This window comes from Micromonospora marincola, assembly GCF_056150385.1.
Map to the genome: position 1 here is coordinate 1 of NZ_JAXCFT010000020.1, position 19,582 is coordinate 19,582.

The following is a 19,582-nucleotide window of genomic DNA, read 5'->3' on the forward strand; positions in this document are numbered from 1 at the left end:
GCACTCGGGTGGAGAACGCCCGGCGAGGCCCTTAACGATCTGTTATCGTCCACTCAGGACAAATGTGTTGCAACGACTGGTTGAAACCGGTCAGTACACGTCGTTCCGGTTCACCACCCACCTGCTCGATGCCGGTATCGACGCCTCGATCGGCAGCGTCGGTGACGCCCTGGACAACGCGTTGATGGAGTCCACCATCGGCCTCTACAAGACCGAGCTGATCAAACCTCGGGGCCCGTGGCGCAGCCTCGCCCAGGTCGAACTGGCCACCGCCGAGTGGGTCGACTGGTACAACAACCAGCGCCTGCACTCCGCCATCGGGCATGTCCCACCGACCGAACACGAATCGATGTTCTACGCTCAACCCCAGCCCCGCGAGGTGGTTGGAGCCAACAGCTGAAGTCTCCACAGAACCCGGGGCGGTTCAGTCGCGGGCCGTGAGGGCCTTCCGCGACGCCGCTTGAGGACATGTCGCGCATCATGTGGGACGCGTGTGTCAAGCATGTCCCGTGACAGGACACATGTCCCGTCACGGGACAGATGCCTTCGGGTGTGTGATCCGTCAGCTGATGTGCGACGCAGCTCCGCCAGGTGATGCGCGACGGGTGGTCTAGGAAACTGAGGTAGCGATCCGCGGTCGCTGGCCTTTGATGCTACGGACTGGCTGGGTGGTCGTGCGTCGGATGACCTTGGTGTCGCCGTCGGGTAGTTCGATGGCCAGGGTCGTCTCGGACACGGTCACGGTGACGGTCTGGTGGCGGTGCAGTCGGCCGAGGGCGACTTTCTGGCCGGCGACCATGATGATGCCGCTGTTGGAAGCCCTGCGTTGCACCCGGATGGGTTCGATGGAGGGTCGTGGTGGTGGTCCTGCCGGTCGGGCTCCACGCAGGCGCTTGATCTGTTCTGGGCTGAGTGGGTTGGTGCGGGCGCGTAGGAGTTCGCGGGTGTCGAGGTCGTAGAACATGAGGGTGGTCGGTTCGATGCGGATGCCGACGCGGCGGCCGGCGAGGATTTCTGCGGCCAGGACGATGTGTTGGCCGAGTGAAACCCCGCCGCCTCGGTTGACGCAGCGTTCGACCTCGATGGCGTCGCCGCCGTCGATCGGCGGCAGGGGTGCGGGGCCGGCCGGGACGGCGCCTTGGCGGGTAAGGGCGGCGAGGTCGTTGACGGTCAGGTGAGAGCGGACGGTCTTGATCCGGATGCCGGCGATGAGGACGTGGATCAGGTCGCAGTCGGCCCAGATCCGGGCCACCATGCCAGCTCGGTGGGTGCCCATCCAGAACTGGCGTTGGCAGACCATCAGGTTGCCCGACGCCGGGACCACCCGGTCGAACTCCACCGGCGCACCCGGCTGCACTGCCGGCGGCTGGACGCGGGCGGGCTCAGGGTCGGTCGAGGGCTGCGGCATCGGGGTGGAGGGGACGGAGTCCAGGGTGGGTGGCAGCCACAGGTCGACCAGTGCCCGCTGCTGGACCGGGACCGCTTGGAACCGGTCAGCCGGGGTGACCGGCGTCTTCGGGTCGAGGGCCTGGTGGGGTCGGCCGGTGTTGTAGTGCAGGACGTATGCGTCCACCGCGGCTTGGGCCTCGGCCAGGCTGGTGAACGCCTCGGCGGTGTCGAGGAAGTCGGGGCGAACGGTGCCGTGGAACCGTTCAACCTTGCCGTTCTGGTTCGGTGAGGCGGGTGCGGTGAGCCGGTGTGTGATGCCGTTGTGGCGGCAGATCTTGTCGAACAGCACCTCACCGGTGCGGGGACGGTACTTGCCGAACCGGTCGGTGAACTGCTTGCCGTTGTCGGTGATGATCTCCTCCGGGACCCGAACCGGGCCAAGGCCTCCGCCAACGCCAGACACACCGCCCGGCCGGTGGCCCTCTCGACCACCTTCGCGATCACGCAGTACCGGGAGTGGTCGTCGACGGCGGTGACGAGCTTCGCCTCCCGCAGCACACCGGTCGCGGGGTTGACCAGCTGCACTCCACCGACGATGTCCATTTGCCACAACTGCATCGGCGCAGGGCGTTCCCACCGCTTATACGAGTCCTTCGGCCGTTTCCGGGACCGGACCCGCAACAGACCCTGCCGCTGCAAAATCCTGTCGATCGTCCGCTCCGACGGCACCGCCAGATCCTCAACCACCCACGGCCCGGCCTTGCGCAGCATCTCCAACCGGATCCGCCGCGAACCCCACCGAGGATGCTCCCGACGCATCTCCGCCACCGCGACCTCGACCGCCTCCGCGACCTGGCCGGGACACGAGTGAGGCCGATGCGACCGGTCGGCCAATCCGGCCAACTGCTCCGTCAGATACCGGCCCACCCACCGATGCACCGTCGACCGATGCACCCCGAAGCTGGCGGCCACCTCCATCACATCCGACCCGGCCAGCACCGCACGAACCGCGTCCAACCGCTGCTCGACAACCGACAAGACAACCAGCGCCAATCCCGGCCTCCCCGAGTCCTGACGCCCCGCGGAGACGTCGGGCTCAGAGTGCCGAAACGGACCACTGTCGCAGATCACCTAGCGGACGCGTGTCGCACATCAGCCGACGGAGGACAGAACTTGTCTGCCGGCAGTGACGCGAGGGTGACCGCCTACGCCTCGTCTGGCGTGGCCATCAGCCACCATCCGAATCCTGCCATTACAAACACCGCCATCGCGCTCGCCGACCCCACCCAGCCATCCGAGTACGCCAACGCGAACGCGGCTACAAACAGGCAGCTCCTCCACAACACCCGCACCCACCGTGGCATGGTGGGCTCCGCGGTTAGCCGCCGTCCGGACACCCACCACCAGGCGCCTGCGAACAACGCCGCCACGGCCAGCATCAGCAGCGCGAAGAACCCGGCACCGCCCTTCGCCGCCTCGGACAGGTCTCGCCGTGTCACCCAGTTGACCATCGCTACTCCTTCAGGAATAACCGAGGACGCCAGTGTGAGGCGCATACACCTGTGCTTGCCTGCCCATCCGGGCCGGCGCCCTGTCACGTACACGACACGGTCCCGCCGCATCGAGTCGGATCCCCCGGCGCGAGATACGGTGGACCCGTGACGGAGCAAGGTACGCGACTGCCGCGCGAGCTGCGCGATCTCATCGAATCCGGCCCCCTGGCCCACCTGACCACGATCAATGCCGACGGGAGCCCGCAGGTGACCGTCATCTGGATCGGGCTGGACGGCGACGACATCGTCAGCGGCCACATGAGACGGCACCTCAAGCTGCGCAACATCGAGCGGGACCCGCGGGTGGTGTTGTCCTTCGACGCGCCGCGCCAGCCCGACGTCTTCCTCAACCCGTACGTGGTGTTGCGGGCGCGCGCCACTGTCGAGCCCAGCGACGACGCGTGGCATCTGCTCAACCGCCTGGTGAAGGTCTATATGTCTCCCGACGCGGAGTTCCCCGCCCCGGAGGGTCCGGGTTACCTCGTGCGCTATTCGATCGAGCGCATCGGCGGCGTCGGCCCCTGGACCGAGGCAGGCTCGCACTGACCGAACCGCGTACCTGCGATCCCGTCGGCGGGTCCAGGTTCCCGTGCCACGGGCGTGGGCGGTAAGACGGGCGCCCGGCTGAAAACCCGACCGTGCGGCGATGGCGAGAGCCGGCGATGGGCGGGCGTCGAGGGCCAGTGGTCGTCAGAGCCGGTCACCGCGGCGAGTTGCCGCCACCGGCGCCCGGACCGTCGTAGGCAGCTTGGCTGTTGTAGGTCGGGTAGCCGGCCATGACCTAGAGTGGACCCGGCCATCCAAAGTGGATAAAAACAGCGCCTCGACGTTGCAAAGCCCCAGGTCAATTAGTCTGCTCCCCGCGCACGCGGGGGTGGTCCCCGGGTCGCCGAAGACGCCGCGGCCCGACTCGCCTGCTCCCCGCGCACGCGGGGGTGGTCCCTACAGCCGCCGCATCGACCCCGACGCCATCATCTGCTCCCCGCGCACGCGGGGGTGGTCCCTCGATGTTCGGCAGCACCGGATCGACGGGTGCCTGATCGATGTCGGCTCCGCCTGAAATCTTCCGACGGCGCCATCAAGCCGAAGCCAAGACCAGCCACTACGCCCGACAAGCCCTCACTGAGCCCTGAAACGGATCTCCTGCTGGAGTACTAGGAGCTTGCGCTCTTCAGAGAGCTCCTCGTCGGTAAAACCGACACACACGTAGTAAGCACCGCTGATCCGCTCGCTGACCATGTACTGCGGAAGCTGCGCCTCGGCGCCTTGGCGCAGCTTGCGGCTAGACATCAGCTTAACCTCGATTAGTGCCCGGCGGTGCCAGCCTGCGGAGAACTTGAAGTCGACTGGACCACGGCCTACGTTGGCTTCTCGGCTGACGTCAACGTCAGACCGCTCGCAAAGCAGGATCCACATCTGCCCGGCTACTGCCTGAACAATCTTCTCCTTCCGCGCCTTCGTCAGTTCATCGTTCCAAAATGCCCGCCACAGGTCGGTGTGCTCAACCGCGTGAGCGAACCGGTCCACCAGCGTACCGAGCCAACTGTGGAATTCGGCTTCAACGGGCTGCCCGATGGGCTCGAACCGCTCGGCTTCATGGCGGCCAGCGGCACGACCCGCCTCGTACCACCGCACGAACAACTCCGTGTCTGCAGCGACATCGTACGGTTGGGGCTCGGCCTGCTCGGCGATGTGGTCGACGTAGTCGAATGCCATCGATGGTCGGCGCTGCGCCAAATCGCGTCCACGCTCAGCGCGTTCACTTCGACTAAGATCCCCGGCAAGATCGTAATTGAGGTCGTCGCGAAGCTCGGCATTATGCTGCGATTCTGCCCAACCGTAAAATCCATCAGCCGTGATCCGTAAAGGAATGTCTTGCAAGAACCGGTCAGGGGTCAACAGTACCGCGCCACGCGTTACGGGACTGCGAGGTAGAAGTAGCCGGGCGTCGGACCATCGCGCGGTGGTCGAATTCCAGGAAGCGTTGCGGACCGACACCTGCTCCACCCCGATGTTGTGGCGCTGGCATACCTGTTGCGTGTAGGCGATGAACCTCGATTTAAGGATGTTGCAAAAGATGTCACTGATTCGGTCGACGCCCAGGCCCGGCACAAAAAGCGCGAACATCTCCACATATGCGACTCGCCGTTTGACTGCCCGACTGATCCCCTCCAAAGCCTCGGCCATCTGAGCGGCGTAGTGCTCGTCGGTACCGGATCCATTGGGTGAGCCCATGGCCAACCCCAGTGCGAATTCTTTGGGCTCGGGGAATGTCAGCAACCGAAGTGCCTTCTTCCACGGTCGACCCCGGCTTCCTCGGTCTTCGCGAACTAGATCACGGCAAGTGGTGAAGAACTGCACCACGAGGTCGTGAGCATCCGCGAATAACGGCGACTGATCCTCGAACACCAAAAACGGGTCAACATACAATGGGGTATCTTCGGATAAGACAGGATCGAACCAATCGTCGTCGTCGCCACGGGCAACCTCGGCGCAGACCGAAAAGCGCATCGAACTCCTGTCGTCTTATTCAGTGGCAGCAAGAGTGGCCAGAGGTGCCGAGCAGCGTTATTTACTGCCAGCCTTAGACGCACAGCTGGCCAGTGGATTAACAGAAACGTTGCCCCTATTTGATCCGAAGCATGTAGGTGTTTGCCGCTCGGTGCTTTCAGTGCCAGCGACGATCGAAATCGCGTATAGAGTCGATCAGTCAGAAAGTTGGACGTCTAATGACTGCTTCGTCCGCCCAAATCCGGAAACGGCAAGGGACTTTCTTGAACGACAAAACTATCGTCTTTACCTGCACGTCGGAGCCCTACGTCTGGCAGCTGGACGTCCACCGTTGGGCGGCGCGAAGTGGCCGCGTCAAATATGAAGATTGGTATACGGCCTTGCGCTGCCAAGGTTTGCGAGGTGTAGCCAGCCGATTCGAGAAGATCGATACTCCTGGGTAGCAGTGACGGCAACTCCGGCGCGGTCCCCTCGCCGGGTTCCTGGCGTCGCCAACCGTTGGACGACAACGCAACCATGGCCCTCTGGTAAGTCGACTCGCTCATCACCTTCAACTGTCGGCATCGCATGAGAATGGCCTGCAGGCTGACACCCCAGCGCTCCTTAAGTACGAACAGTTGTTGCCAGTCCGCCTTGGCAGGCAGATCATCGATGATCCCGGCCGCCGGCATCAGAAACTCCGCCGCGAAACGATGCGCCTGATCTTCGACAATTCTGCTGCCCGGCTCCGAATCAGCGTGCATGACGAGATGGCCCAGTTCATGGGCAACATCAAATCGCTGCCGGTAGTAGTCTTCCTTTACGGGGTTGAGTAGAATAATCGGCCGCGCGCCCGCCTCGAACGAGAATGCATCCACGGCGGCTGTCTGCGGAAGCGAGAAGACAACCAGAACACCCCTGTTCTCTAGGAGGCGGATGAGGTGGCCGGCAGGTCCGCTGCCCATATTCCATTCGGCACGGACAAATGAGGCGGCCGTCTCGGCTTCACCCGAGGCGATTTCGTCCTGGGGGACTGGCCAGCGCGGAACGTCACGCGGCGGTAGTTCGACGTACTTCTCGAGTGAGGCGGCGACGTCGGCCACCAGGCATCCGTAGGCATACGACTGGTCACGTACAAGCTGTGTGGTGGACCTTAGAGATCGAAAGTGCGGCGTCGGAACTTGTGTCTCGGGCAAGTCGACGCCGATGAAGAACGACGGCTCAACCTTGAGAGTCAGCGCAAGCTGTGCCACCGTTGCTGTCGCTGGTCTCTTCGTGCCGTTCTCATAGCTAGCGACAGCAGTGGGAGTCTTGCCGATTCGTTCGGCGAGACCGTTCTTGCGCAGTCCGGCAACCTGGCGTGCCAAGGTCAGTCGTCGCCCGCTGAACAGCCGCGCGGCGTCAGCGAGCCGCGCGGCTGCGGGCGGTTGTGCAGCACTCATCGTCCTACGGATCCAGTGTCTGGGTCCTGACCGGCGATACGGGGCCTCAACCGCACCGGGGCGTCGGGCACATCGACGCTGCGCGTCGTCTCGATACGCTCTGGAGCGTCGGCCCTGGTGCCCGACCCGGCGCTTCCTTCGCCGGGCAGCAAGGAGCGCAACCATACCCAGGGCTTGCCGCCGCGGATGTTAAGGCGGGGCCGGCCAAGGAACAGTTCGGTGGCCCCGCTATGGGGGTCTAGACTGTGCGCGAGCACGATATCGGATAAGTTGCCCTCGTTCGCGGCGAGCAACTCGCGGAGAGTAACCGGGGTGAGGTTCTCGCCGACGGGGGCGTCATAGGTCCCCGGAAGGACGAACTGCTCCGGACTTTCCGATCCTGCCTGCACTGCAATCTTGCGCTTGGTGGGACTCTTCCGACCCCAGGCGATGTCGTGGACCTTGCTGTACTCAAACGAGCTCAAGAACCATCGGCTGTGACCGTACCGCCACGCGGGCGAGTTGTTGAGGTCTGCACGCTCTACCCCCGTGACGGCCGGCATCGACTTCTGCTCGGGCGACGACAGCCCCGCCAGCAGCACGTCCTGGCCCCGAGCGTCCTCTCTGGCAAGGTACTTCCCCAGCCGGAACACTCGGTCAAGCCGATCAGCAAGAAGGGTGTGCGCTGCAATGCCCAACACGGTCTGGTTGTGGCCCGTCTCCTGGTCGAAGTCTGCCCACGCTCGCGCATGCGCCGATGCCACCGCCCACCGGAGCGCCCCGACAATCCCGCCGTCGGTCATCTCGGAGATAACCTTCTCGTCCTCGGTCACGACGGGGACACTACCATCTCCACGTAGTTGATGTATAAAACTGAACCGATGCGGAGTGTTTCGAAGGCCCCCGGTGCCGTCCGGGGGTTCACTGTCGCGTGGCGCGCAGACCGACGGGCTCGGCAGCCTCATGGCCTCACGGTCCAGACTCAGGATGCTGGCATCGCCATCGCGCAGCGTTCCAGCGCCGTTTCGTAGCCACTTCCGGCGCCTTGCCGGCCGGCGCACCCGGCGATAAGCCGACCTGGCTGGTCGCGGGCGCGAGCTGCAGAGTCCGGCAGCGGTGACCCAGAAACATCAGACGCCGCCCCGGGCGTGAGCCCGGGGCGGCGTCTGATGTTTAGACGAGCGTGAAGTGAGCCTCGACTGTCAGATGCGGATCGACTACGCTGCGCTCTTGCAGTTCTGTGAGGTGCCCCCGGCAGGATTCGAACCTGCGCCCCCGCCTCCGGAGGGCGGTGCTCTATCCCCTGAGCTACGGGGGCTCAGCGACCCGGGAAGCGTAGCAAACCCGTTCCCGGATCACCGAATCGGTATCTCCGTGCGGCGGGTCAGGCGGCGGCGAGCGCGCGACCGCAGCTCGGCAGCGGGTGCAGCGCGATGCGTCGGGGTAGCCGTCGGGGCCACTCGTTGCGCGGCCAGGAGCCGTCCACGATCAGGTGCACGGTGCGTTCCTCGGCGCCGCTGAGCCGCAGGACGAAGTCCCGGGGCAGCGGCGGGTCCACCGCGGGCGTGGTGACCATGAACCGCACCCGCCCCCGGGATGAGACCGCCGAGACCACCTCGGCGGTCGGCATGGTGCCGCGCAGCCGGACCCGGCCGATCCAGTAGACCTCCGCGGCGTGCTCCTGGGCCGCCCGCGTGATCGCCGGGTACTCGCTGCGCACCCACCGCTCGACCGCGCCGACGCAGAGCCCGCAGGCGCGCTCGCGCGGCTCGCGCGGCCCGAGCCCCCAGGCCCGCAGGTACGCCCCGACGGTGCCGGCGTCCATGGCCAGCCCGAACCGGCGTTCGATGAGCGTGGTCAGGCTCTGCCGCGTCCACAGCTCCTCGTCGAGGCCGAACTCGTCGGGGTGGACGCCCCGCAGCACGTCGATGAGTTCAAGTTCCTGTTCGCGGCTGAGCGTTCCCGGCTCGCCCTGCCGCAGTCCGCGACGGACGGCTGCCACCGCTCCGTCACCGCCGATGGTGTGGCGTCGGCACCAGCTGGTCACCGACCGCCCTGCGTCTCTGAGTGCAACCCCCACGTCCTGCGCAACGAGCCCGAACCATAACCGGTCACGATATGTATGGAGAAAACTCCCGAAGCCGGGCAATGGGTTGTTGTACGCGAAACGTGCCAATAGGTCTAACCGGACAAGTGGGGTGTTAGGGCGTGCCGCCCAGGCGCTTCAGCGCCGCGTTGAGGTTGGCCAGGTCGTTCTGCTGGGTGTTCTTCATGACCTGGGCCACCGCCAGCACGTCGTCGTCGTGCCCCTCGTCGAGAATGCCGTCGATCATGTGCACGCCGCCGAGGTGGTGCCGGATCATCATGTTCAGGAACATCACGTCGAACTCGCGCCCGCTCGCCGCCTTCAGCTTCGCCATCTCCTCCGGCGTGGCCATGCCCGGCATCAGGCCGTCCTTCACCAGCCCGGCGCCGTCCGGCATCCACGCCATCGGCGGCTGCCCACCGGTCGGGTCCAGCTTCCAGGAGCGCAGCCAGGTCTGCATGGTGCCGATCTCGCCCTGCTGCCCGGTGGCGATGTCCACGCCGACCTGACGTACCTCCGCGTCCTCGCCCTGGCGGAACGCCAGAAGCCCCATGGCCACCGCCTGGTTGTGGTGGGTGGTCATGTCCCGGGCGAAACCGGCCTCGGCCGAGTTGTCGCCCGGGCGGGTGAGCGTCGGGGTGAGCAGGCCGCCGGCGTACCCGAGGAGGAGCCCGACCACGACGGCAGCCGCCACGACCAGCAGGCCGTAGCGGCGGGCCGGCGCCCGGCCGCCCTCGTCATCGGCGGCCGGGACCTCGTCGAACTCGCTGTCGGTGGTCACCGGAGCGGTCATCGCGGCTTCCTTACTGGGTCGGCTGCTCGGGCATGTTCGGCTGGAGGTTGTCCCGGGGGGTGGTGCCGGTGGCGGTGACGCCCTGGTCGCAGAGCGCGTTCGGACCCTCGATCGAGGCGTTCACCCGCAGCGTCTTGATGAAGTCGTCGATCCGGCCGTCGTCGGCGTTGTCGACCTTGAGCTGGAAGCCCCACGCCTGGAGCGAGATCGGCTTGTTCAGCCCCTCGTACGGGCTGAGCATCAGCTTCTCCTGGCCCTGCACCTTGCTCTTGAGCTTCGTCACCTGGTCGGCCGGCAGGTCGGGGCGGTAGGTGATCCAGACGGTGCCGTGCTCCAGGCTGTGCACCGCGTGCTCGTTGGCGATCGGGGCGTCGTAGACGTCGCCCATGCAGTTCTGCCAGGCCTGGTTGTGCGGGCCGCCGACCGGCGGGGACTGGTCGTACTTCAGCGTGCCCGGCTGGTGGTTGCCGCCCTTGAGCAGGTCCTTGTCCGTCTTGCGGAAGTCGACCACGCCGTTGATCGCGTCGGCCCGCTTCTCCCAGGGCTGGCCGCCCTGGTAGACCGCCCACGCGCCGACGGCGATGATGCCGACGGCGAGCACACCGACCGCGACGAAGAGCGCGATCGGGCCCCACGAGCGACCCTGGCTCACCTTCACCGGGGTCACCGGCTTGCGGCCCTTGCCACCGGCGCCCGGCCGTGGCGTGCCCTTGCCGCCCCCGGCCTTGCCCGCGCCGGCCTTGGCGGCGGGCTTGTCGCCGGCCGCGGGTCGGCCGGCGGCCGGCTTCTTGCCGGTGCTGACCACGGTGGGACGGCGTTCCGGGCCGCCCGGGGTGCTGATGCTCATCGTGCCTCGTCAGGTCGGTCGGTCAGGGGAGCGGGGGGCCGGTTCACATGCTGGGTCGCCGCCGCGGTGCCCGAGTCTACCCCCGATAACATGGTTCAGTGACTCCCGCAGAACTCGCCGAGGTCGTCCTCGCCGCAGCCCACGCCGTCTTCGACGAACGGGGTTTCGACGGCGCCGCGCTGCCCGCGCAGACCACCGTCGAGCGACCCCGTAACCCCGATCACGGCGACTACGCCTCCACGCTGGCGCTTCAGCTCAGCAAGAAGGTCGGGGTGCCCCCGCGGGAGCTGGCCGCCGCGCTTGCCGAGCAGCTCGGCCGGGCGCCGGGGGTCAAGTCGGTGGAGATCGCCGGCCCGGGCTTCCTGAACATCCGGCTCGACGCCGCCGCCGCCGGCCAGCTCGCCAAGGTCATCGTCGAGGCCGGTCCGGCGTACGGGCGCAGCGACACCCTGGCCGGGCAGCGGATCAACCTGGAGTTCGTCTCGGCGAACCCGACCGGCCCGGTGCACATCGGCGGCGTCCGCTGGGCCGCCGTCGGCGACGCGCTCAGCCGCCTGCTGCGCGCCACCGGGGCCGACGTGGGCACGGAATACTACTTCAACGACGCCGGCTCCCAGATCGACCGCTTCGCCCGTTCGCTGCTGGCCGCCGCCAAGGGCGAGCCCGCCCCGGAGGACGGCTACGGCGGGGCCTACATCGCGGAGATCGCCACCGAGGTGGTCACGCGTCACCCGGAGGTGCGGGAGCTGCCGGACGACGCCGCCCAGGAGGTGTTCCGGGCCGAGGGCGTCCAGCTCATGTTCGCCGAGATCAAGTCCTCGTTGCGCGACTTCGGCGTCGAGTTCGACACCTACTTCAACGAGAAGGACCTGCACGACCGGGGCGAGCTGGAGGCGGCGCTGACCCGGCTGCGGGAGCAGGGGCACGTCTTCGAGTCCGAGGGCGCGACCTGGCTGCGCACCACCGACTTCGGTGACGACAAGGACCGGGTGCTGCGCAAGTCCAACGGCGAGTGGACCTACTTCGCCGCCGACTGCGCCTACTACCTGGACAAGCGGGAACGCGGCTTCGACCGGGTCGTGATCATGCTGGGCGCCGACCACCACGGCTACCTCGGCCGGATGCGGGCGATGGCCGCGTGCTTCGGCGACGACCCGGCGCGCACCCTGGAGATCCTCATCGGTCAGCTTGTCAACCTGGTCCGCGACGGCGCCCCGGTGCGGATGAGCAAGCGCGCCGGCACCGTGGTCACGCTTGAGGACCTGGTCGACGCCATCGGCGTGGACGCCTCGCGCTACGCGCTGGCCCGCTACTCGGCCGACTCGCCGATCGACATCGACGTGGAGTTGTGGACCCGGGCCAAGAACGACAACCCGGTCTACTACGTGCAATATGTGGCCGCCCGCACGGCCGGGGTGGCCCGCAACGCCGCCGAGATCGGCCTGAGCCGGGGCGACGCCGCGGCGTTCCACCCCGAGCTGCTCGGTCACGAAAAGGAGAACGAGCTGCTCAAGGCGCTCGCCGAGTTCCCCGCCGTGGTGGCCACCGCCGCCGAGCTGCGCGAGCCGCACCGGGTCGCCCGCTATCTGGAGGAGAGCGTCGCGCAGTCCTACCACCGGTTCTACGACAACTGCCGGATCGCCCCGCAGGGCGACGAGAAGATCACCGACACCCACCGGGCCCGGCTCTGGCTCAACGACGCCACCCGGGTGGTCATCGCCAACGGCCTGCACCTGCTCGGCGTCTCCGCGCCCGAGAGGATGTGATCCGGTGCGAGCGCATGAGGCAGGTGCCCTGCACGGGGAGATCGGCAACCGCGGGCCGGGGTGGCTGCGTACCCCGGCCGACGTCAACGCCCTGGTGCCGGCGCTCTGGCCGCGCCACGTGGCGCGCGGCCCGGCCGGCGCGCTCACCGTCGCCGGCCTGGACGTCCGCGACCTGGCCGCCGAGTTCGGCACCGCGGCGTACGTGCTGGACGAGGACGACCTGCGCGAACGCTGCCGCGAGTTCCGGGCCGCCTTCCCGGACGCGGACGTCTACTACGCCGGCAAGGCGTTCCTCTGCCGCGCGGTGGTGCGGATGATCGCCGAGGAGGGCATGTTCCTCGACGTCTGCACCGGCGGTGAGCTGGCCACCGCGCTCTCCGCCGGGATGGACCCGGCGCGGATCGGCTTCCACGGCAACAACAAGTCGGTGGCGGAGCTGACCCGGGCGGTGGACGCCGGGGTCGGGCGGATCATCGTCGACTCGTCCACCGAGATCGACCGGCTCAGCGCGCTGGCCCGGGAGCGCGGCGTGCGCCCCCGGGTGCTGCTGCGGGTCACCGTCGGCGTGGAGGCGCACACCCACGAGTTCATCGCCACCGCGCACGAGGACCAGAAGTTCGGCTTCTCGCTTGCCGGTGGCGCCGCCGCGGCGGCGGCCTTCCGGATCCTCGACGAGGACGTGCTGGAGCTGCGCGGGCTGCACTCGCACATCGGCTCGCAGATCTTCGACGCCAGCGGCTTCGAGGTCTCCGCCCGCCGGGTGCTCGCCCTCCAGGCGCAGATCCGCGACGCCCGCGGCGTGGAGCTGCCCGAGCTGGACCTGGGCGGCGGCTTCGGCATCGCGTACACCACGCAGGACGACCCGGCCTCGCCGCACGACCTGGCCAAGCGGCTCCGCAAGATCGTCGACGGGGAGTGCGCGGCGGAGAACCTGGCCGTGCCGCACCTCTCCGTCGAACCGGGGCGGGCCGTCGTCGGCCCGGCCGTGTTCACGCTCTACCAGGTCGGGACCGTCAAGTGCGTGATGCTGGGCGACGCCGCCGGCGGTCGCGCCTACGTCAGCGTCGACGGCGGGATGAGCGACAACATCCGCACCGCGCTCTACGACGCCTCCTACTCGGCCACCGTGGCCAACCGCGCGTCGGCCGCGGCGCCGATGCTCGCCCGGGTGGTGGGAAAGCACTGTGAGTCCGGGGACATCGTGGTGAAGGATGAATTCCTGCCCGCCGACGTGCAGCCCGGAGATCTTGTCGCGGTGCCCGGCACCGGGGCCTACTGCCGGAGCATGGCCAGCAACTACAACCATGTGCCGCGTCCCCCGGTGATCGCCGTGCGGGACGGACAAGCCCGGGTGATCGTGCGCCGGGAGACGGAAGACGACCTGCTCGCATTGGATGTCGGATGACCTCACCTGTTCGCTTGGCGTTGCTCGGCTGCGGCACGGTCGGCAGCGACGTGGTACGCCTGCTGCACGAGCAGTCGGCCGACCTCGCCGCCCGGATCGGCGCCCCGCTGGAGATCGCCGGCATCGCCGTACGCCGGCTCGGCCGGGACCGCGGCGACCTGCCTGTCGACCCCAGCCTGTTCACCACCGACCCGCTGGGGCTGATCAAGCGGGACGACGTGGACGTGGTGGTGGAGGTGGTCGGCGGCATCGAGCCGGCCCGCGGCTGGCTGGTCGAGGCGCTGCGCGCGGGCAAGAGCGTGGTCACCGCCAACAAGGCGCTGCTCGCCGAGGACGGCGCCACGCTGCACGACGCCGCCGCCGAGGGCGGCGCCGACCTCTACTACGAGGCGAGCGTCGCCGGGGCCATCCCGCTGCTGCGCCCGCTGCGCGAGTCGCTGCACGGCGACCGGATCACCCGGGTCACCGGCATCGTGAACGGCACCACCAACTTCATCCTCTCCGCCATGGACGCCACCGGCGCCGGCTTCGCCGAGGCGCTCGAGGAGGCCACCGAGCTGGGGTACGCGGAAGCCGACCCGACTGCCGACGTGGAGGGCTTCGACGCCGCCGCCAAGGCCGCCATCCTCGCCTCGCTGGCGTTCCACACCCGGGTCACCGCCGACGACGTGCACCGCGAGGGCATCACCGAGGTGACCGCGGCGGACGTCGCGAGCGCCAAGGCGATGGGCTGCACGATCAAGCTGCTCTGCATCGCCGCCCGGGGCGTCGACGCGGCCGGCCGCGAGACGGTGAACGTCCGGGTGCACCCCGCGATGATCCCGCTCAGTCATCCGCTGGCCCGGGTGGGTGACGCGTTCAACGCGGTCTTCGTCGAGGCCGACGCCGCCGGGCAGCTCATGTTCTACGGCCGGGGCGCGGGCGGCGCGCCCACCGCCAGCGCGGTCCTCGGCGACGTGGTGGCGGTCGCCCGCAACCGCCTCGCCGGGGTGCGCCAGGCAAGCGAGTCGGCGTACGCGGACCTGTCGGTGCGGCCGATGGGGGAGGCGCTCACCCGCTACCACATCAGCCTCGACGTGGCCGACCGGCCGGGCGTGCTGGCGGCGGTGGCGGGGGTGTTCGCCAGGCACGAGGTCTCCATCGCCACCGTGCGGCAGGGGCCGGCCGGCGGCGACGCCGAGCTGGTCATCGTCACCCACGTCGCGCCGGACGCCGCGCTCGCCACCACCGTGCGAGAGTTGCGCGGGCTGGACACCGTCCGCTCGGTCACGAGCGTGCTGCGGGTCGAGGGCGGCGCGTAACCACGGCGTCCCGCCTGATGGTTAGGGCAGGGTGTACCGGTGGCCGGTCGGGAAGGCTGGTCCACGCTGTTGGCAGACCCCGCGACCGGGGCGACGGAGGCGAGGAGCGCGACATGTGGCGAGGGCTGATCGAGGCGTACCGGGACCGGCTGCCGATCACCGACGCCACCCCCGTCGTCACCCTGCACGAGGGGAACACGCCGCTGCTGCCGGCGCCGGTGCTCTCCGCCCGGGTCGGCGCGGACGTGTGGCTCAAGGTCGAGGGGGCGAACCCGACCGGCTCGTTCAAGGACCGGGGCATGACCGTCGCCGTCTCCAAGGCCGTCGAGGGCGGCGACAAGGCGATCATCTGCGCCTCCACCGGCAACACGAGCGCCTCGGCCGCCGCGTACGCCGCCCGCGCCGGCATCACCTGCGCGGTGCTGGTGCCGCAGGGCAAGATCGCGCTGGGCAAGCTGGCCCAGGCGCTTGTGCACGGCGCGAAGCTGCTCCAGGTGCAGGGCAACTTCGACGACTGCCTGGCGCTGGCCGGGAAGCTCGCCCAGGACTACCCGGTCGCGCTCGTCAACTCCGTGAACATCTACCGGCTGCACGGGCAGAAGACGGCCGCCTTCGAGATCGTCGAGGCGCTCGGCGACGCACCCGACATCCACTGCCTGCCGGTCGGCAACGCCGGCAACATCTCCGCCTACTGGATGGGCTACTCCGAGGACCTGCGCGACGGCAACGCCACGAAGACCCCCCGGATGTACGGCTTCCAGGCGGCCGGCGCGGCCCCGATCGTCACCGGCCAGGTGGTGCCCGAGCCGTCGACCATCGCCACCGCCATCCGGATCGGCAACCCGGCGAGCTGGACCAAGGCCGTCGACGCGCGGGACGCGTCGGACGGGTTGATCTCGGCGGTCACCGACCGGGAGATCCTCGCCGCCTACCGGCTGCTGGCCCGCGAGGTGGGGGTCTTCGTCGAGCTGGGCAGCGCGGCAAGCGTGGCCGGTCTGCTCCAGCAGGCCGCCGCCGGCCGGGTGCCGGCGGGGTCCCGGGTGGTGTGCACGGTCACCGGGCACGGCCTGAAGGACCCGGAATGGGCCATCTCGACGGCTCCGGCGCCGGTGACCATCGCCAACGACGCCCTCGCCGCCGCCCGCTCGCTCGACCTGGCCTGAGCCCCGCCGGGCGTGCCTGGGGCGCGTGCCGGGAGCGCGATCGCGTGCGGCAGACTCTGAGCACACCCTTCGGACCCCTCTTCAGGAGTGAGTAACGCCCATGTCGCTGCTCGCCAGATTCAGTCTTGCCAACCGGGGCCTGATCGCCCTGATCGCGTTGGTGACCGCGGCGTTCGGGGCGTTCGCCGTGCCCTCGCTGAAACAGCAGCTACTGCCGTCGCTGGAGTTCCCCGCCGCGTTCATCGTGGCGCCGTACCCGGGCGCGGCGCCGGAGATCGTCGAGTCGCAGGTCGCCGAGCCGATCGAGAACAGCCTCCAGGGCATCCCGGGGCTGGAGAAGGTCACCTCCACCTCCCGTGAGGGCGCGGCCACCGTCCAGGTGCAGTACGAGTTCGGCACCGACCTGGGCGACGTGGTCAACAAGATGGAGACCGCGCTCAACCGGACCCAGCTCCCCGAGGGCGTCGACCCGCAGGTGATCGCCGGCAGCACGGACGACCTGCCCGCCGTGGTGGTCGCCGCGACCGGCGACGGTGACGAGCGGGCGCTCGCGGAGAAGCTGCGCGCCACAGTCGTACCGGAGCTGGAAGGGCTGGACGGGGTCCGCTCGGTGGACGTCACAGGCGCGCGGGACCAGGTGGTCACGATCACGCCGGACCCGGCGAAGCTGGCCGCCGCCCGGGTGGCGCCGCCGGCGATCGCGGCGGCGTTGAAGACCAACGGGGTGGCGGTGCCGGCCGGCGCGCTCGCCGACGGCGACCGTTCGCTGCCGGTGCAGGTCGGCACGCCGATCCGCACCCTGGACGACCTGCGCGGCATCGTGCTCACCACCGCGCCCGCGACCCCGGTACGCCTCGGCGACGTGGCCCGGGTGGAGCAGCAGCTCGCCCCGGCGACGTCGTTCACCCGCACCAATGGCAAGCCGAGCCTCGGTATCGCGGTCACCGCGAGCCCGGACGGCAACGCGGTAGGCATCTCGCACGACATCCGCGACCGGCTGGACGAGTTGGAGGCCGCCTCCGGCGCGGACCTGACCGTGGTCTTCGACCAGGCCCCGTTCGTCGAGCGGTCCATCGAGAGCCTCACCACCGAGGGCCTGCTCGGCCTGCTGATGGCGGTGGTGGTGATCCTGGTCTTCCTTCTCTCGATCAGGTCCACCGTGGTCACCGCCGTCTCCATCCCGCTGTCGGTGCTTGTCGCGCTGATCGTGCTCTGGGCCGGCGACTACTCGCTGAACCTGCTCACGTTGGGCGCGTTGACGATCGCGGTCGGCCGGGTGGTCGACGACTCCATCGTAGTGTTGGAGAACATCAAGCGGCACCTGGAATACGGCGAGCCGAAGCGGGAGGCGATCCTCACCGCGGTCCGTGAGGTGGCCGGCGCGGTGACCGCGTCCACGCTCACCACGGTTGCCGTGTTCGCGCCGATCGCCCTGGTGGGCGGCTTCGTCGGGCAGCTCTTCGCGCCGTTCGCGATCACCGTGACGGTGGCCCTGCTCGCCTCGCTGCTGGTGTCGCTGACGGTGATCCCGGTGCTTGCCTACTGGTTCCTCCGGCCGGGTCGCGGCGCGGACGACGAGGCCGCCCACCGGGCCGCCGAGGAGAAGGAGCTGCGCAGCCCGCTCCAGCGGGCGTACCTGCCGGTGATCGGCTTCGCCACCCGGTCCCGGAAGAGCCGGTGGGCCACCGTGGCGCTCGGCCTGCTGGTGCTCCTGGGCACGTTCGGCCTGGCCCAGAAGTTGGAGACCAACTTCCTGGACGACTCTGGCCAGGACACGCTGGCGATCCAGCAGGAGATGCCGGCCGGCACCGGGCTCGCCGGCACCGACCGGGCCGCCGCCCGGGTCGAGGAGGTGCTGCGGCGTACGCCGGGCGTGGAGACCTACCAGGTCAGCGCCGGTGGTGGGGACAACCCGTGGGCCGGTGGCGGCAGCGACCAGGCATCCTGGTCGCTGGCGCTCTCCGACGACACCGACGCCGCCGCCGTGCGACAGGTGCTGCGCAAGGAGTTCGACGGGCTCGGCCCGGACGTCGGCGAGCTGACCTTCGGCGGCGGGCAGAACGCCTCCGCCAACCAGGTCGAGGTGGTGGTGCAGGCCGCCGACCAGGAGACGCTGACCCGGGCGGCGGAGCAGGTGCGGGCCGCCATGGCCGGCACCGCCGGCGTCGAGGACGTCACCACAAGCCTCGCCACCCGGGTGCCCCGGGTCGAGGTGACCGTGGACCGGGTCGCCGCGGCCCGCGCGGGTCTCACCGAGGCGGCCGTGGGGCAGCTCGTCGCGCAGACGTACCGGGGGGCGCCGCTCGGCCAGGTCACGCTCGACGGCACGGCGCAGAACGTGGTGCTCAGCACCGGGGCCCGGCCGCCGGTGAGCGTGGACGAGCTGCGGGCGCTGCGGGTGGGCGCGGTGCCGTTGGACGCGATCGCCGACGTCAACCAGGTCGACGGCCCGCAGCAGGTGACCCGGATCGACGGTGAGCGCAGCGTCTCGGTGACCGGCACGGCCGCCGGCTCGAACCTCGGGGCGACCACGCAGGAGCTGCAGAAGAAGCTGGACGCGCTTGACGTGCCGGGCGCCACGTTCGTGATCGGCGGGGTGAGCGCCGACCAGGCGGACGCGTTCGCGGACCTCGGCCTGGCGGTGCTGGCCGCCATCGCGATCGTCTTCCTGATCATGGTGGCCACGTTCCGCAGCCTGACCCAGGCGCTGATCCTGCTGGTCTCGGTGCCGTTCGCGGCGACCGGGGCGATCGCGCTGCTGCTGGCCACCGGGACGCCGCTCGGCGTGCCGGCGCTGATCGGCGTGCTCATGCTCGTCGGCATCGTGGTGACGAACGCGATCGTGCTGCTCGACCTGATCAACCAGTACCGGGCGCGGGGCATGGGCGTCACCGAGGCCGTGGTCGAGGGTGGTCGACGCCGGCTGCGGCCGATCCTGATGACCGCGGTGGCTACCGTGTTCGCGCTGCTGCCGATGGCGTTCGGGCTGACCGGCGAGGGCGGCTTCATCTCCAAGCCGCTTGCCGTCGTGGTGATCGGCGGCCTGCTCAGCTCAACGCTGTTGACGCTGGTGCTGGTGCCGACGCTCTACACCATGGTGGAGCACACCAAGGGTTCGCTGCGGGACCGCCGGGACCGCCGTCGGGGCGGTCCGGAACCCGTCGAGCCGGTCGAGGCCCCGGCGCCGGAGCCGGTGACCGTCGGTGGCGGGGGCGGCCGGGTCGAGCCGCCCGCGCCGCCGGCCCGCCCGTCCGGGGCGTTGATCGACGGTACGGACCAGTTCGAGGTGCTCCGCCTGCCGAAGAGCCGCCAGTCCCCCCTCCCCCCGACCGAGTGAAAGGAGGGGCCCCCGCTTAACGCCTTCGGTA

The 19,582-nt window shown here is 69.1% G+C and carries 15 protein-coding genes, 1 tRNA gene and 1 pseudogene; 7 read left to right on the forward strand and 10 right to left on the reverse strand.

The genetic code is table 11. The annotated features are described in order from the left end of the window. Nucleotides 1–400 (forward strand): integrase core domain-containing protein (locus SM450_RS26955; RefSeq protein ID WP_474622582.1); only part of this gene is annotated, 400 nt, incomplete at its 5' end. Nucleotides 401–610: 210 nt separating this feature from the next. Here SM450_RS26955 and SM450_RS26960 read toward each other — a convergent pair. The 3 genes and pseudogenes from SM450_RS26960 to SM450_RS26970 form a co-directional block, all read right to left on the reverse strand. Continuing rightward, the gene (locus tag SM450_RS26960) at nt 611–1,738 is read right to left on the reverse strand and encodes an integrase core domain-containing protein (RefSeq protein ID WP_474622583.1); all 1,128 of its coding nucleotides are present in this window, start codon (nt 1,736–1,738) and stop codon (nt 611–613) included. Nucleotides 1,739–1,869: 131 nt separating this feature from the next. Further along, nucleotides 1,870–2,520 (reverse strand): annotated as a pseudogene (locus SM450_RS26965) (helix-turn-helix domain-containing protein); the annotation flags it as partial. A 74-nt stretch (nt 2,521–2,594) separates the two neighbouring features. Next, nucleotides 2,595–2,900, reverse strand: coding sequence for a hypothetical protein (locus SM450_RS26970; RefSeq protein ID WP_474622584.1), 306 nt, complete (start codon nt 2,898–2,900; stop codon nt 2,595–2,597). Nucleotides 2,901–3,047: 147 nt separating this feature from the next. Between SM450_RS26970 and SM450_RS26975 the strand changes: the two genes are divergently transcribed. Continuing rightward, on the forward strand, nt 3,048–3,488 hold the full coding sequence (locus SM450_RS26975) for a PPOX class F420-dependent oxidoreductase (RefSeq protein ID WP_474622585.1): 441 nt from the start codon (nt 3,048–3,050) through the stop codon (nt 3,486–3,488). Nucleotides 3,489–4,061: 573 nt separating this feature from the next. Here SM450_RS26975 and SM450_RS26980 read toward each other — a convergent pair. From SM450_RS26980 to SM450_RS27010, 7 genes are all read right to left on the reverse strand, one after another. After that, the gene (locus SM450_RS26980) at nt 4,062–5,453 is read right to left on the reverse strand and encodes a hypothetical protein (protein ID WP_474622586.1); all 1,392 of its coding nucleotides are present in this window, start codon (nt 5,451–5,453) and stop codon (nt 4,062–4,064) included. Nucleotides 5,454–5,668: 215 nt separating this feature from the next. Continuing rightward, on the reverse strand, nt 5,669–6,874 hold the full coding sequence (locus SM450_RS26985) for an XRE family transcriptional regulator (protein ID WP_474622587.1): 1,206 nt from the start codon (nt 6,872–6,874) through the stop codon (nt 5,669–5,671). Further along, entirely contained in the window at nt 6,871–7,686 is an 816-nt protein-coding gene (locus SM450_RS26990) for a hypothetical protein (RefSeq protein ID WP_474622588.1), read from the reverse strand. The genes SM450_RS26985 and SM450_RS26990 overlap by 4 nt, the downstream gene beginning before the upstream one ends. Before the next feature lie 413 nt (nt 7,687–8,099). Continuing rightward, nucleotides 8,100–8,171 (reverse strand) — tRNA-Arg (locus tag SM450_RS26995). A gap of 66 nt (nt 8,172–8,237) precedes the next feature. Beyond that, the gene (locus SM450_RS27000) at nt 8,238–8,933 is read right to left on the reverse strand and encodes a winged helix-turn-helix domain-containing protein (RefSeq protein ID WP_474622589.1); all 696 of its coding nucleotides are present in this window, start codon (nt 8,931–8,933) and stop codon (nt 8,238–8,240) included. 121 nt (nt 8,934–9,054) lie between these two features. Continuing rightward, nucleotides 9,055–9,732, reverse strand: a complete 678-nt coding sequence (locus SM450_RS27005) for a DUF305 domain-containing protein (protein WP_474622590.1) — start codon at nt 9,730–9,732, stop codon at nt 9,055–9,057. A gap of 10 nt (nt 9,733–9,742) precedes the next feature. Continuing rightward, nucleotides 9,743–10,579: a DUF3105 domain-containing protein gene (locus tag SM450_RS27010; protein ID WP_474622591.1), complete on the reverse strand. Its 837-nt coding sequence runs from the start codon at nt 10,577–10,579 to the stop codon at nt 9,743–9,745. 98 nt (nt 10,580–10,677) lie between these two features. Between SM450_RS27010 and argS the strand changes: the two genes are divergently transcribed. The 5 genes from argS to SM450_RS27035 all read left to right on the forward strand — a co-directional run bounded on the left by argS (nt 10,678) and on the right by SM450_RS27035 (nt 19,551). Continuing rightward, entirely contained in the window at nt 10,678–12,345 is a 1,668-nt protein-coding gene (gene argS, locus SM450_RS27015; protein ID WP_474622592.1) for an arginine--tRNA ligase, read from the forward strand. A gap of 4 nt (nt 12,346–12,349) precedes the next feature. Next, complete coding sequence (lysA, locus tag SM450_RS27020; protein WP_474622593.1) at nt 12,350–13,750, forward strand: diaminopimelate decarboxylase; 1,401 nt, start codon at nt 12,350–12,352, stop codon at nt 13,748–13,750. Next, nucleotides 13,747–15,051 (forward strand): homoserine dehydrogenase, encoded by a 1,305-nt coding sequence (locus SM450_RS27025; RefSeq protein ID WP_474622594.1) that lies wholly within the window; start codon nt 13,747–13,749, stop codon nt 15,049–15,051. The genes lysA and SM450_RS27025 overlap by 4 nt, the downstream gene beginning before the upstream one ends. Before the next feature lie 113 nt (nt 15,052–15,164). Then, complete coding sequence (gene thrC / locus SM450_RS27030; protein WP_474622595.1) at nt 15,165–16,214, forward strand: threonine synthase; 1,050 nt, start codon at nt 15,165–15,167, stop codon at nt 16,212–16,214. Nucleotides 16,215–16,314: 100 nt separating this feature from the next. Then, nucleotides 16,315–19,551, forward strand: coding sequence for an efflux RND transporter permease subunit (locus SM450_RS27035; protein ID WP_474622596.1), 3,237 nt, complete (start codon nt 16,315–16,317; stop codon nt 19,549–19,551). Nucleotides 19,552–19,582: the final 31 nt, after the last annotated feature.